Source organism: Chryseobacterium sp. Marseille-Q8038, from assembly GCF_965111995.1.
The window spans coordinates 704,256-719,820 of the sequence record NZ_CBCOPN010000002.1; the positions used below are offsets into that span (position 1 = coordinate 704,256).

At 37.8% G+C, this 15,565-nt stretch carries 10 protein-coding genes; 5 read left to right on the forward strand and 5 right to left on the reverse strand.

Going from position 1 to position 15,565, the window contains the following annotated elements:
- Nucleotides 1–52 precede the first annotated feature (52 nt).
- Genes ACWPWS_RS17150 through ACWPWS_RS17160 form a run of 3 tightly spaced genes read right to left on the reverse strand, consistent with a single transcriptional unit; the run spans nucleotide 53 to nucleotide 5,231 of the window.
- Nucleotides 53–2,494: a TonB-dependent receptor gene (locus tag ACWPWS_RS17150; RefSeq protein ID WP_454047332.1), complete on the reverse strand. Its 2,442-nt coding sequence runs from the start codon at nucleotides 2,492–2,494 to the stop codon at nucleotides 53–55.
- Between the two features lie 23 nt (nucleotides 2,495–2,517).
- On the reverse strand, nucleotides 2,518–3,999 hold the full coding sequence (locus ACWPWS_RS17155; RefSeq protein WP_454047333.1) for a trehalase family glycosidase: 1,482 nt from the start codon (nucleotides 3,997–3,999) through the stop codon (nucleotides 2,518–2,520).
- A gap of 2 nt (nucleotides 4,000–4,001) precedes the next feature.
- Nucleotides 4,002–5,231 (reverse strand): MFS transporter, encoded by a 1,230-nt coding sequence (locus tag ACWPWS_RS17160; RefSeq protein WP_454047334.1) that lies wholly within the window; start codon nucleotides 5,229–5,231, stop codon nucleotides 4,002–4,004.
- 123 nt (nucleotides 5,232–5,354) lie between these two features.
- On the opposite strand from ACWPWS_RS17160, the gene ACWPWS_RS17165 reads away from it, so the two are divergent.
- Nucleotides 5,355–6,260, forward strand: a complete 906-nt coding sequence (locus ACWPWS_RS17165; RefSeq protein WP_454047335.1) for an AraC family transcriptional regulator — start codon at nucleotides 5,355–5,357, stop codon at nucleotides 6,258–6,260.
- Nucleotides 6,261–6,517: 257 nt separating this feature from the next.
- On the opposite strand, the gene ACWPWS_RS17170 is transcribed toward ACWPWS_RS17165, so the two are convergent.
- Nucleotides 6,518–7,072: a thioredoxin family protein gene (locus ACWPWS_RS17170; protein WP_034694944.1), complete on the reverse strand. Its 555-nt coding sequence runs from the start codon at nucleotides 7,070–7,072 to the stop codon at nucleotides 6,518–6,520.
- 320 nt (nucleotides 7,073–7,392) lie between these two features.
- On the opposite strand from ACWPWS_RS17170, the gene ACWPWS_RS17175 reads away from it, so the two are divergent.
- From ACWPWS_RS17175 to ACWPWS_RS17190, 4 genes are all read left to right on the forward strand, one after another.
- On the forward strand, nucleotides 7,393–7,989 hold the full coding sequence (locus ACWPWS_RS17175) for a TetR/AcrR family transcriptional regulator (protein WP_209787353.1): 597 nt from the start codon (nucleotides 7,393–7,395) through the stop codon (nucleotides 7,987–7,989).
- Nucleotides 7,990–8,351: 362 nt separating this feature from the next.
- On the forward strand, nucleotides 8,352–9,512 hold the full coding sequence (locus ACWPWS_RS17180) for an efflux RND transporter periplasmic adaptor subunit (RefSeq protein WP_454047336.1): 1,161 nt from the start codon (nucleotides 8,352–8,354) through the stop codon (nucleotides 9,510–9,512).
- Between the two features lie 41 nt (nucleotides 9,513–9,553).
- A complete protein-coding gene (locus tag ACWPWS_RS17185) occupies nucleotides 9,554–12,736 on the forward strand; it encodes an efflux RND transporter permease subunit (protein WP_105681419.1) in 3,183 nt (1,060 codons plus the stop codon).
- Between the two features lie 170 nt (nucleotides 12,737–12,906).
- Nucleotides 12,907–14,319 (forward strand): efflux transporter outer membrane subunit, encoded by a 1,413-nt coding sequence (locus ACWPWS_RS17190; protein ID WP_454047337.1) that lies wholly within the window; start codon nucleotides 12,907–12,909, stop codon nucleotides 14,317–14,319.
- A 158-nt stretch (nucleotides 14,320–14,477) separates the two neighbouring features.
- Here the strand turns inward: ACWPWS_RS17190 and miaA are convergent, their stop codons facing one another.
- On the reverse strand, nucleotides 14,478–15,398 hold the full coding sequence (gene miaA, locus ACWPWS_RS17195; protein WP_454047338.1) for a tRNA (adenosine(37)-N6)-dimethylallyltransferase MiaA: 921 nt from the start codon (nucleotides 15,396–15,398) through the stop codon (nucleotides 14,478–14,480).
- Nucleotides 15,399–15,565 lie beyond the last annotated feature (167 nt).

Sequence of the window (15,565 nt, forward strand, 5' to 3'; positions counted from 1 at the left end):
AAAAACCGTCAGGACTAAGCCTGACGGTTTTGTTGTTATAAAGAAATAGAGTTTAGAAATCTAAAGTGATGGAAGCTCTGGCAGCTGCTCCCATAATAGGTCTTGCCATGATGATTCCATCTCCATTGGGTGATCCGGCTCTTGGATCTCCTTCTGTAATACCAATCGTATTAAAGATATTGGTACCATCCACTGCAAAACGTATTTTTCCTAACTGATAAGACATTCCTGCTCCAAATTCTGTGAAAGAAGGTAAAGTCTGTACATTCAGCTCATCCTGGAAGCGTTTTCCGTAATAGTTCATGCTTACATAAGCTCTCCATGACTTGGTAATGTTCACAGCCGGTGAAATATTAAAATAAAACTTCGGCATTCTTCTCACCACATTTCCTTCCAGAAGACTTCCGGCTTCAAGGTTTTTATATTTTGGACTCTGAACTGTTCCGTTAAAGGTAACTTCCAACATATTATTGAATAAGCGGGCATACCCTTCTACCTCAACTCCATAGTTTTCTGTATTGGCAAAGGTATTTTCAGATTTTCCATCAGAGAAAATATCTGTAAATGAAAGGTTCTTCAAGGTAGAATAGAACGGAATCACGGCTATATCAAAGGTACGCGAGTAGTATTTATATCCTACTTCCAACTGATTGGTGGTTACAGATTTTAACGGTTTATCAGGAGTCGGGTTGGAGAAATAATTGTAGTACGCTTCCTCATTCGGAGATCTGAAACCATTAGAAAAACGTGCATATACTGCATTCTCTCTGTTGATTTTATAATTCGCTGCTAATGTGAAAGAAACTTTATCTACGTTAAAATTCCAGTAAGTAAATTTATTTCCCAGTACACTCATATTATCATCAGCAGTTGTTGTGTTGAAACCGTGAGTTCCATCTGTTGTTAACCCTGAGTTATTTAAATTGGAAGTTGTTGTATTGGCAAAATTTCCTTTGTAATAATCATGGCTGTAACGAAGACCTCCGTTCACACTTAAAGCATCGGTAATATTGTAATCTAAGTTTACATAAAGGTCATTCAAACTTCCCTGAGTTTGTGTTCTTCTTTGCAGGAATGTCATATCCATCACCCCATTATAGGTTTTAGAATACCCATCATCTGTAGGGCTCATAGAAGGGTTTACCAGATTTAAAAGCTCAGGTCTGTCTGTTGCTGTGGTCAGAATATTGCTCCAGTTCCAATATTGCTGAGATTTCCAGTTGGATTTGTAAAAACCTGCCGTAACATTTCCTTTATCAAATTTATAATTGAACTGTAAATCATTCACAAAGTTATTCATCTGCTTGTCAATCGCCCAGAATCCTAATTTTTGTACGTACTCAGGATTTACAACGGCTCCGTTGCTTACCAGAGAATACTGATAATTGCTCATTCCAAGCCCGCCGTCTTTCACAGCATCTGTGGCGTATTTAGAAGCAAGTTTTGGTCCTCCTGCCGGGAAAATCCCCGTATAGTTCATATTGATATCCGTATATCGGGTTTTGTTTAAAACCGTGAAATTATTTCCAAGATCATATTTAAACTCAGCACCTAATACATCTACTTTCGGATGGATTCCGTCTTCAAGATTTCTGTTGAAAAACCCGCCTCCGGCCTGTGGAATATTCAGCTGGCTGATTGCTCTGTAACTATACGTTCCATAGTTGGGATCAAACCCCTGGAATCCTTTCAGTTTATTTCCGTTTTGTACCAATGGAATAGGAAGGAAGAATGTATTTCTGTCATCCAGTTTTTTGTAATACACTTTTACATAGCCTTTATCAAAGACATATTTAAGATTCATTCTGATTTGTCCTCCATTATTGGCTTTGAAACCTGTTTTTCTGATTCCGTCATCTGTTCTGTAAAAACCTCCGACATTGAAAAACAATTTATCCTGAACCAATGCTCCACCTACGTTAACATCGGTACGCATTAATCCATAGGTACTTGTTTCCAATTTTGCTGTACCTCTAAAATCATTGGTTCCTTCTCTGGTAATAAAGTTGATCAGACCACCGGGAGAATTCGTGGCGTAAATAGATCCGGAACCTCCTCTCAAGGCTTCCATACGATTCACGGAATTATCTACACGGAAAAAGTTATCCGCATTGGCAAACTGAAGCGCACCATCTTCAAAAACCGGAAGCCCATCTTCCTGTACCTGTACAAATTCATAGGCTCCTGCAGAAGGAATCCCTCTTGCAAAAAGGTTGTTTCCTACTTCACCTCCTGAAGTTTCCACGGCAAACCCTGGAACTCTCTGTAATAAAGCAGCAGCACTGATTGGATTCTGCTTCTGGATTTCTTTGGAACTGAATGTAGAAATTGCAGTACTGGATTCTATTTTTTTCTTCGGGTTTGAATTTCCGGTAATAACAATCTGATCTATAGAAGAAACTTTTGCAGAATCCTGCGGAGTTTCCTGGGCATAAGCATTATTAAAATATAACGTAGCTGTTGCGGCAATTAAAAAGATCGATTTTTTTTTCATAGCCATATTTTTTATTGTTAGTTTCAGTTTTGTTGTAATTGTAAATACACTCCATTGGTCCAACCGAATCCATCCTGATTGGGGTATTCCCCGCCGCCTGCTATTGTTTCTGTGTCTAATGCATTGTATTTTTCCATCAGTTTTCCGGTGTTTTTGTAGACTCTTTCTACGTTTGAACACCAGTTGTCTTTAATTTTTTCTGCCAGCTCGTTAAAGCCATAATTTTTCATTGCTTTAAAGCCCAGCCATTGATAAGGAGCCCATGCATTGGGAAGATCCCATTGCTGTCCTGAGTTTTTGGTTGTGGTGACAAGCCCGCCTTTATAAAGAAATTTTTCAGCAACCGTTTTAGCCACCGCTTCAGCTTGTGTATGGTCTGCAATTCCCAGGAATAAAGGATAAAGAGCAGCAATATGTTCAGACGGTGTTTTTGTGTTTTTTTTAGTGTGATAATCTTTATAATTGTTAGTATTTCCATCCCAGAAATATTTATTGATCATCTGTCTTCGGCTTGCTGCTCTTTCTGAAAAATAATTTTCTTTTTCACTCAGATTGTGAAGCGCTGATGATTTCGCCAAAGTTGTTTCCAAATGCCATAAAAGACAGTTCAGATCAACCTGTGCAAGGTTCAGCGTTTCTATCGTCTGTATATTTTCTCCGTCTGCGAACCATCTGCTGGAAAAATCCCAGCCGGATTCACAGGCACTTCTTATATTTCTGTAAAATTCATCTCCTGAAGTTTTTTCATGATCTTCAATATCGATCAGGTAACTTTCAGGGCGAGGTGCATTTTCTGCATCGTAATAACGGTTCAGAATATCTCCGTCTGCAGTTCTCACTACTCTTTTTACACTGGAATTGTTTTCAAGCCATTCTTCACCATTCATCCAGAAAGCATATTCTTTTTCCAAAGTGTCATGGTATTCTGTATAAATTCCTTCGTCATTTGTAGTTTCAAAAAGGAGATCCAGCATTAATGAAAAATAGGGAGGCTGTGATCTGCTCAGGAAATGAGTTCTGCTGGCATTGGGAACAAATCCTACGTTTTGAATCAGATAAGAACAGTTCTCAATAATGTTCTTCATCATTTCTACTCTGCCGGAAGCTTTTAGCCCAAGCATAATAAAATAGCTGTCCCAATAGAAAAACTCATTAAAACGACCTCCAGGAACGATGTAAGGTTTGGGTAATTTTAAAAGTGTTCCTTTTTCTTCATAGGCTGTACGGGTTAATTCATCCCATAATTTCTCAATATGTTCGCCAATAGGAAGTTGTTTTTCTCTGTGTACGGAAACTCTTGCTCCCAAAAAGTCAAAATGAGTCATCACAAAATCTTTCAGGTCAAAACCTTCAGTATTTTTTGTTTGTTCATAATCTTCATTAATCTTTGCAATGGGAAACAGAGGAACTGCATCCGTCATCATTTTCTGATCTTCAAAAATTTCAGATCTCTGTACATCATCAAACAGACTTTGAATTTCGTTTATGTAAAGCTGATTACTCATTGTTATTTTTTAGGATTAATTTTTAATTTATTCATGAAAACCGCTGAGGTGATCAGTAATGAAAGCGGAATCAGGGAAAGGTAAAATGCCTGTTGTCCACTAAACTCCTGAAACACAAAACCGGTAATGATAGAACCTATAGTTCCCCCGATTGCTGAGAAAACAACAATCAATCCTGACATGGCACTGTGTAAATATTTGGGAATAGATGCCAGAATTACAGAATTAATGCTCGGATAAATAGGTGCCAGCAAACCTCCCATTAAAGGAAATAAATAGACAACCAGAGGAGCATTCGTCCAGTTTGTATTCTTATCAATAGTAATATTATGTGTCAGTGGTAAAACCAGCAGTAAACTAATACCAAAACCTACTACACAAAAAGAAACAACATAGATCCAGCTGAATTTTTTGGAGAAGAATCCCGATAAAAATCTTCCCAACGCAAAAGCTCCTGCCAAAACCGCTCCTGCCTGAATACTCATTGAGGTAGGCACTTTTAAAATCTCTTTATAAAAAGTAGGAGTCCATGTCTGAAAACTTTGCTCTACCAATACAAAAAGGAAAGCACATAATAAGAAGCACAACACTTTTTTATAACTGAACAGGCTTGCGCTGTTTTTTAAATCTCCCAAAAGATCTGTTTTCTCACTTTTAGCTTCCTGCTCATTGAGTTTTGAAAAGAACAGGAATAAAAAAGATAAACTTGAAAGTGCTCCCAGCACCCAATACACATTCAGCCATTCGGTAGATTTCGGATTGTGATCATCAATATATAAACTGAATAAGACATTTCCCGCCAATACACCAATCATAAAAAAGCCTTCCAGAAATCCCATGAAGCTGGAATGTTCTTTATCTGTTTCCGTTACTAATCCAATAGAAGTAAAAACTGATATTTTGATCAGTGCAAAGGAAACTCCTACCGTGGCAAATAATAATTTAAATACCCAGAAATCATTGGTAAACGGCATTACAAAACACATACAGCTTACCAGGAGTAAGGCAGTCAGCATTGATTTTTTGATTCCTATTTTAGGAAGAAATGAAGCCAGAATGAATGAACATATGGCGATTGGAAGATCTTTGAAACCTTCCAGAACACTGGCCGAAGATTTTGAAATCCCAAAATTCTGCTGTACCTGTAGAATAACTGTTCCTACAGAATTCAGAAGAATTGCGAAGACAAAATAGTTTAAAAATAAAACGGCCTTGATGTTAATATTTTTCATTCAGGTTATTTCTTGTCGGCTAAGATAGAAGCATTTCTGTTAACGATAATTTAACACAGTAAATCAATATTTGAACTATATTAATATATTTAGTATTTTTAGTAATTAAATATGATTAATTAAATGAAAGTTACTTTTGAAAGGGTGATCCCAAATGAAAAGAGCTCGTTCCGTACCATTCATAATAATTCCCCTATTTCAGAATTTAAATGGGAGTATCATTATCATCCCGAAATTGAGCTGGTATGTGTCATTTCCGGGAACGGAACCCGCCATGTAGGCTACCATAAAAGTAATTATACGAATGGAGATCTGGTATTAATCGGGTCCAATATTCCCCACTCCGGATTTGGACTGAATTCTATTGATCCACATGAGGAAATTGTACTTCAGTTCAAGGAAGAAATCCTTCAGTTTCCCCAGCAGGAAGTAGAAGCACGATCCATCAAAAACCTGTTGGAGCTTTCAAAATACGGAATCCATTTTCATCATAAAGTAAAAAAAATAATGCTTCCCAAACTGAAACTGATGCTGGAATCTGAAGGTTATAAAAGATATTTACTATTGCTTGAAATTCTTTTCGAGCTTTCGAAATGCGAGGATTATGAACTTTTAAATAAGGAAATTATGCCTTACACCATCATTTCAAAAAACAAAACCCGTCTTGAAAATATCTTCACCTATGTAGAACATCATTACGATAAGGAAATTGATATTGAACAGGTAGCCAAACTTGCTAATCTGACTTTACCTGCTTTCTGTAATTTCTTTAAAAAAGCCACCCAGATTACGTTTACAGAGTTTGTAAACCGCTACAGAATTAATAAAGCATGTCTTTTGATGGCACAGGACAGATCTATTTCAGAATGCAGTTATCAATGCGGCTTTAATAATGTCACCTATTTTAATAGGATGTTCAAAAAATATACAGGGAAAACGCCTTCAGAGTTTATCAAGAACTACTCTCACAATAAAGTCAATATAGATTTAAAGGTTGAAAAAGAGGTTAAAAGTAAGGTGAGTTTTTGATAGTGTAAAGAAACTCCTACGGAGTGACAAGGTTTGTGGATAGACCATATCTCGTATTTGTCATTCCCGTAGGAATCCAGGCTTAATTCAAATTTTGTAATAATTTACAATAAAAGATATGCAGAGACTCTTACAGAGTGACAAAGTGTGTGAATAAACTGCAAGTATATGTTGCAATCAACAAAAAAGCCACTCTAAAAAGAGCAGCTTTGTATTATTGAGTAAAACCAGTAACTAAATAAACCAGCAACCAGCAATTATTTCCATTTGATATTACACCCCATGCTTGGTCTCTGGATTTCTTCCTGAGCTTCTCCAGCTAAAAGATTTTCAAAAGCTATGATTAAATCTTCACCGGTTACATCTTTATTATTTCCCGGTCTCGAATCATCCATTTGCCCTCTGTATACAAGGTCAAGTTTGTCATCAAAGAAATAAAAATCAGGTGTACATGCAGCATCATAAGCTTTTGCTACAGCCTGACTTTCATCAAATAAATATGGAAAATCAAATCTTCTCTCGATTTGGAATTCAATCATTTTTTCCGGAGAATCTGCCGGATATTTTTCAATGTCATTCGCATTAATGGCGATGAATTCAATTCCACGCTCGTTGTAATCTTCGTATAATTCATTGATCTTGTCAATCACATGCAGAACAAACGGGCAGTGGTTACACATAAAGATCACCAAAGTACCTTTTTCTCCTTTCAGTTCGTCCAAAGACTGAAGTTCATTCGTTTTTGACGGGTTAGGAAGTTCAAAGAACGGAGCCTTTGTTCCTAATGCCAGCATATTTGAGGGAGTATTCATATCCTTATTTCTTTATCGGCAAAGATAATTATTTCTTTTGTTAATTGAGCCGAGTTCTGAAACATGCATTTTATTTTTGGTAGAGTAAGGAAGCGGGAAGCTGGAGGCGGGAAGATAGTAAGCGTTCAAAAATAGTTATAGTCAAATTCTATTATTAAATTTATTTACCCCTGAAATAACTTCCAGCCCCCATTCTTCCAGCTTCCAGCCTTTGATTTATTTTCTTTAAATAGTCAGCAAATCTATAAAACTTACAATATCCTTTGGAACTTATATCAAAAAGTTTGTAGTTTTGCTAACGCTGTTAGTAAATAAATATCATGGGTCTACATGAACGCCGTCAACGAGAAAAAGAATCCATCCGTGCAAATATTTTGCAGGCTGCTTTTACGTTGGCTAAAACTGAAGGCTGGGGTTCGCTTTCTATGCGTAAGATAGCTGATGCTATTGAGTATAGTGCGCCTGTTGTATATGATTATTTTGAAAATAAAGAAGCTATCCTATTTGAAATTTCTTTAGATGGCTTCCACAAGTTACATATAGAATTATTAAAAGCTCAGCAGAAACACGATACTCCGGAAGAGCAGCTTGTTGCTATTGTGGATGCTTACTGGAACTTTGCTTTTAAAAATAAGGAATATTACCAGCTTATGTTTGGTCTTGGAATGCAGTGTTGCGGAAAAGGTCAGATGAAAAAGGAATTCTCATCATTTCAGGAGCTTATCTATGAATGTACTTATGAGATTATCAAGAAAAACGGATCCAATCCGGACAATGCCTGCCATATGTCTCATGCTCTGTTTTCTGCGGTACACGGAATGATCTCTATTATGATGATGCGTACAGCTGATATTCCTGCAACAATGAATAAGACTACATTGGACGAAACCGTTTCGGCTTTCATTAAGTCTTTGTAAATTTTTTTTGAATTAAAAATTAACACCGTTAGGAAACTTAACACCGAATTAATTTAAATTCTTCTGTTATTCCTGATTAAAAACTCAATCATTTATGAAACCATTCATAGAATTCAGTTGTTAAAAGTAATCATTTTTTGCTTACGAATTAACACTGTTAGTAAAATTAACACACCTTACACCTCATTATATACTTAAATACATTAAAAACAATTTTCAATTATGGAAACTATCGACTTTATCGGACATTAAAAATTCTGTAATTTTTTTTGAACTAATTATTAACACTGTTAGGAAAAAATACAGCATTTATTAAAACACTTTACTTACCTCTAACATTTCATTAAAAAAATTAAACCAAAATGAAAATACCTGGAAAAACAAGGTTTATTGTACTTATTGCAAGTATAATTCTTTTACAGAGCTGCACAAAAGCCGCAGAAGGAACCAATGCCGCACCTCCAGCTCCAGAACTTCCGGTTTATACCGTTATTACATCACCCGCAACTACATATCAGGAATTCCCAACTGCTTTGGAAGGGAAAAACAACGTAGAAATCAGATCTCAGGTAGACGGATATCTGGATAGAATCTATGTGGAAGAAGGCGCTTATGTAAGAGCAGGACAACCGTTATTTAAAATAGATTCAAGAAGCTACGGTGAGCAGATGAATATGGCCCAGGCTAATTTTCAGGCTGCGAATGCCAATATCCAAAAAGCAAGAGTGGAAGTAGAAAGACTTCAGCCACTGGTTGCTGCAAAAGTAGTTTCTGATGTACAACTTAAAACAGCAAAAGCCAATTATGATGCCGCTGTTGCCGCTGCTTCACAAGCCAAAGCCTCTGTAGGAAGTGCAAGAATCAACGTAGGATTTACAACGATTACAGCTCCTGTAAGCGGTTATATTGGAAGAATTCCTTACAAAAAAGGAAGTCTGATCTCCAGAACAGATGTAAATCCATTAACCTTATTATCTGATATCAGTGAAATCTACGCGTATTTCTCTTTAAGTGAACTTGACTTCATTGCATTCCAGAATAAATATCCGGGAGCAAGTTTAGAAGAAAAGCTTAAAAATATGCCAATGGTAGATCTTGTCATTGCTGATAACAGTACTTACCCTGAAAAAGGAAGATTAAGTATTGTAGACGGACAGTTTGATAAAACTACCGGAGCCATCAGTGTACGTGCTGTTTTCCCTAATGCCAACGGAACTTTAAGAACCGGAAACACAGGAAGAGTGCGTATGCCTCAGCTGATCTCAAATGCCGTAGTAATTCCTCAGGAATCCACATTTGAAATTCAGGATAAAACCTATGTATATGTGATGGATAAGGATAAAAAAGTAATGGGAAGACCTATTAAAATAGCGGGGAAAACAGAGAGCTATTACTTTATTTCAGAAGGACTTTCCCGTGGAGAAAAAATAGTATTCACAGGAATTGGAAACTTGAAAGATGGTGCTTCCATTAAGCCGAAAAATATTTCTTCTGACAGCTTATTAAAAGCAAAACCATTATAGTCCCTTTTCCCAATACAGAAGACTAAAAAAATAAACTTCTTATGTTAAAACAATTTATAGAAAGACCGGTCCTTTCAACGGTCATCTCCATAATACTCTTATTATTGGGAGCTTTGTCTCTCTTTAATTTACCGATTGCCCTCTTTCCGGATATCGCTCCTCCAAGCGTTCAGGTAACGGCATTCTATCCTGGAGCGAATGCTGAGGTTGTTGCACGTTCGGTAGCTACTCCTATTGAGGAAGCAGTGAACGGTGTGGAAAATATGACCTACATGACTTCTAACTCCAGTAATGACGGTACCATGACACTTAGTGTATACTTCAAGCAGGGAGCAGATGCTGATAATGCGGCGGTAAACGTACAGAACCGTGTATCGAAAGCAATGAGCCAGCTGCCTCAGGAAGTAGTACAGGCCGGGATTTCAACCCAGAAAGTGCAGAACAGTATGATCATGTTCATGGGATTAACCAGTGAAAATGAAAAACAATACGATGAATTATTCCTTCAAAATTATCTGAAGATCAACGTAATTCCACAGATACAGCGTATCCCGGGAGTTGCACAGGCTCAGGTATTCGGTACAAGGGATTATTCCATGAGAATCTGGCTGAAACCGGATCGTCTGGCATCCAATAACCTTTCTCCTCAGGAAGTTTTGGGAGCGATTAAAGATCACAACCTTGAAGCCGCTCCTGGTCGTCTTGGACAGGGAAGTAAGGAAACTTACGAATATATCCTTAAATACAAAGGGAAACTGAATAAGAATGAAGATTATGAAAACATCGCGATCAAAGCGAACAGTGATGGTTCTTTCTTAAGATTAAAAGATGTTGCTCGAGTAGAATTCGGATCTTATACATATACTGCCACCAACAGAGTAGACGGAAAACCGGTTGCCGGATTTGCCATCTTACAAACCGCAGGTTCCAATGCCAATGAGATCCTGACCGAAATTGAACAGCAGGTGAAAGTAATGGAAACTACCCTTCCAAAAGGAGTGAAGCCTATTATTATGTATAATTCCAAAGACTTTTTGGATGCTTCGATTCATCAGGTTGTAGAAACGCTTGTTATTGCTTTCGTCTTGGTATTTATTGTAGTATTTATCTTCCTTCAGGATTTCAGATCTACATTAATTCCGGCTATTGCCGTACCGGTAGCGATTATCGGAACATTCTTCTTCCTGCAGTTATTTGGTTTCAGTATCAACATGCTTACCTTATTTGCATTGGTACTCGCCATTGGTATTGTAGTGGATGATGCCATTGTAGTAGTGGAAGCCGTCCATTCTAAAATGGAACAGACAGGAATGCCTGTAGAGCATGCAACGATGCACTCAATGAGTGAAATTTCTGGAGCCATTATTTCCATCACACTGGTAATGTGTGCCGTGTTTATTCCGGTTGGTTTCATGCAGGGACCTGCAGGAGTTTTCTACAGACAGTTTGCCTTCACACTAGCGATTGCAATTTTAATTTCAGCAGTGAATGCATTAACCTTGAGTCCTGCATTATGTGCGATGTTCTTAAATGATCCTCAGGGAGAACACGGTGAGCATGGTCATAAAAAAGGTTTTGGAGCAAGATTCTTCAATGCTTTTAATGCCAGCTTCAACAGCATGACGAGAAAATATATCTATAGCCTTAAGTTTTTAATTAAAAACAAATGGGTTGCGATAGGAGGCCTTGTTGTCATTACAGCTGCAAGTGTATTTTTGATCAAAAAAGCACCGTCAGGATTTATTCCTACTGAAGACCAGGGATTCGTACTTTATGCAGTGAATACTCCTCCGGGAAGTTCACTGGAAAGAACACACAGAGCAACCGCACAAATTGATAAAATTATCAACGGAGAAAAAGCAACCAACCACCTTTGGGTAGCAGATGGGATGAACTTCATCAGTAATGCCAACGCTTCTCCCTATTCTGCGGGTTTCATTAAACTTAAAGATTATGACAAGCGTGGTGAAATGAAAGATCCTGATCAGATTGCAGCAACATTAACAGGTAAGGTAAGCCAGGTAAAAGATGCCAATGCATTTTTCTTCAACTTCCCTACTGTACAAGGTTTCGGTAACGTTTCCGGATTTGAATTCATGCTTCAGGATAAAACGAACGGTTCTTTTGAACAATTGGGTACAACCACTCAACAGTTCATTGGAGAGCTGATGAAAAGACCTGAAATTGCTTTTGCCTTTACCACATATGCCGCAGGAAACCCTCAATATACCATTGATGTGGATACTGATAAAGCCAACCAGCTGGGTGTTTCTGTAACAGAACTGATGCAGACTATGCAGATTTATTTCGGAAGTAGCTTTGTATCAGACTTCAACAGATTCGGAAAGTATTACAGAGTAATGGCACAGGCAGATATTCCTTATCGTACAGATGTTAATTCACTGGAAGGAATTTATGTAAAAAATAAATCCGGAGAAATGGTACCAGCAAAAACACTGGTTACGTTAAAAAGATCTTTCGGTCCTGAAACAGTAACAAGAAATAACCTTTTCAACGCAGTAACAATTAACGGAACTCCAAAACCTGGTTACAGTACCGGAGATGCCATCAAAGCGGTAGAAGAAGTTGCGCAACAGTCATTACCAAGAGGTTATGGATATGAATGGACAGGGATTACCCGTGAGGAAATTAAAACAAGCGGACAGACTGCCTTTATTTTCTTCTTAAGTATTCTGTTTGTTTACTTCTTACTGGCAGCACAATATGAAAGTTATATTCTTCCGTTTGCTATTATTCTTACGATTCCTACAGGGATTTTTGGAGTATTTGCCTTCACAGGATTAGCCGGAATTGATAACAATATTTATGTTCAGGTAGGATTGATCATGCTCGTAGGACTATTGGCGAAAAATGCCATCCTGATTGTAGAGTTCGCTGTACAGAGAAGAAAAGCAGGGAAAACATTAATTGAATCTGCTCTTCAGGCATCAAGATTACGTCTAAGACCGATCTTAATGACCTCTTTTGCCTTCATCGTGGGAATGCTTCCGCTGGTATGGACGCAGGGTGCATCTTCAAAAGGAAACCACTCTATCGGTTATAGTACAGTAGGAGGAATGCTTACAGGAGTAATATTCGGGATTTTTATCATTCCGGTGATGTATGTAATATTCCAGTATCTGCATGAAAAAATGCCAAGCAGAAAAAAGAAAAGACTTCTGAAAAAACAAATGGAGGAAGAACTTTTAGCTGCTACACACTAATAAAAAATGAATTACAAAAACTTAGAGAAAATTTTAAGATCATAGGTTTACCTATTTACCTGCCTGATCTTAATGGTTTAAAAAAGCTAATTATTTTCTCCTACTAAAGACAATTTTTGCCTCTACAGAAACCTCTCTAAGTTTTGGATTCAATTAAAAGTTTAAAAACTATGAAACGAGTAAAAAATATTATTCTAACATTTGTGCTGGCCATCGGCTCTGTTTCGTGTGTGTCTAAACTGGCATACACGGAACCCGAGCTTCCTCTCCCGGAAAAGTTCCAGTACACCGCAACTGCAGACACCGCCAGTATAGCCAACCTGGAGTGGAAACAGTTCTTCAGCGATCCTATTTTACAGGAACTGATTGAAAAAGGAATTAAAAATAATTATGACCTTCAGATTGCCCTGAAACAGGTAACTGCTTCACAGGAAAAACTGAAACAGGCAAAATATATGCAATATCCGGACGTTGGATTCGGAGTAAGCGGACAGATTTCAAGACCTTCCAAAAACAGCATGAACGGACAAAGCTTAAATTTATTTTTAGGTTCAAGCCATGTTGAAGATTATAACGCAGCCTTCAACCTTTCATGGGAAGCAGACATCTGGGGAAAAATCAAAAACCAGCAGGAAGTTTCAAGAATGCAGTACCTTCAGACTTATGAGGGTTCAAAAGCAGTTCAGACTCAGGTAGTAGCAGCTATTGCACAAGGATATTATAATTTATTAATGCTTGACAGACAATTGGCTATTGCAAAATCTAATCTGGAACTGAGCAGCAACACCCTATTGATCACCCAAAAAATGTGGGAAAGTGGTGATAATACCTCTTTAGGAGTTCAGCAGGCAGCCGCACAGAAACAGGCAACAGAACTTTTGATTGCCCAACTGGAGCAGAATATCGCCATTCAGGAAAATGCACTGAGCATTTTGACAGGAGAACTGCCTAATAAAGTAAACAGAACCATTGAAATGTCTGATACTTCTTTACCTCAAAACATAACAGCAGGACTTCCGGCAGCTATGGTAAGCCGCAGGCCGGATGTTCGTCAGCAGGAATTGGTTCTATTAGAATCCAATGCGATGGTAGGTATTGCCCAGGCTAATATGTATCCTGCATTGAAGATTACCGCTAACGGAGGGGTAAATTCATTCAAATTTGATAACTGGTTCCAGATTCCGGCTTCGTTATTCGGATCAGTTTTAGGAGGACTTACCCAGCCTATTTTCCAGAAAAGACAATTAAAAACAGATCTGGAAGTAGCAAAAATTCAGAGAGAGAAAAATGTTCTGGCATTCCGCCAATCGGTACTGAATGCAGTAGGTGAAATTTCAGATGCTTTGGTTTCCAATGAAAACTTAAAAATTCAGGAACAAAAAGCCTCTGAGCAGACCACTACACTGAAAGACGGAATTAAAAGTGCACAACTTCTTTACAAAGGAGGTTCAGCCAATTACCTGGAAGTGATTACAGCACAAGGGAATTCCCTACAGGCAGAGTTGAATCTGGCTTCCATTAAAAGACAGAGATTAAGCAGCATTGTAGATTTATACAGAGCGCTAGGCGGCGGTTGGAAGTAGTAAATTAAATTATATTTGTTAAGGTGCGGTTCTTTTTAGAGCCGCATTTTTTGTTCTATAAGACTGCATTGTCATTCTGAATGGAACAAAGTGGAGTGAAGAATCTATTAGTCGTAATGAGATTCTTCCTTCGTCAGAATGACAAACACGCGTTTAATTTATTTCTCAAACTGCTCAGCAATCCATTTCAGCAAGTCTTCAAAATCCTTTTGAGAATACCCGAGTGGTAAATAATGAATATCATCCGCCTTTCTGTACCACGTCAGCTGACGTTTCGCATACCTGCGGCTATTTTTTTTAATTTCTGAAACCGCAAAATCAAGATCCCACTCTCCGTCAAAATACTTGAAAAGTTCCGCATATCCGACCGTATTTAAAGCTGTAAGTTCTTTGAATTTTTCAAGATCTTTTACCTCATCCAGCAAGCCACTTTCCATCATCATATCTACTCTGCGATTAATTCTGTCATACAGTTCTTCTCTTGGCGCTTCAATTCCGATACGGATCACATTGAAATCTCTGCCATTCTGGGAAACCGAAATATGTTCAGAATATTTTTTATCCGTTTGCCAGATAATATCGATTGCTCTCAACAGCCTGCGATGATTGTGAATATCTACCACATTGAAATATTCCGGATCCAGTTCTTTTAAAATATCCTGAAGCTTTTCTATCCCCTCCTGCTCCATCATAGTCTGAAGTTTCTCCTGATTTTCAGCGTTCGCTTCCGGAAGATCATGTAAACCTTCTATTACCGCTTTTTCATACATCATACTTCCACCGACAAGAATAACAGTGTCATGAGTGGTAAAAAGTTCATTAAGTTTTTGAAGCGCATCTTCTTCGTACTGCCCGATAGAATAATATTCTTCCACTGAAAGATTTCCGATAAAATGATGAGGGGCACCCGCCAGTTCTTCTTCAGAAGGTGCCGCTGTTCCTATTTTCATTTCTTTAAAAAACTGGCGGGAATCACATGAAATAATCTCCGTATTGAAATGCTGAGCCAAATCAATTGCCAATCTCGTTTTACCAATTCCGGTGGGTCCCACTACAGAAATTAAATTTTTCTTTTTCACGGCGCTAATTTACGAAAACGAGTTTATTTAATTTGCTGGAAGATGGAAGCTGGAGGCTGGAAGTTAAAATTAGATCTATCACAATCTTCCTGCTTCCTACCTCCATCTTCCAGCCATTCAACATTAGCCAAACTATAGACTTAAATGATTATCTTTGTAAAACAATA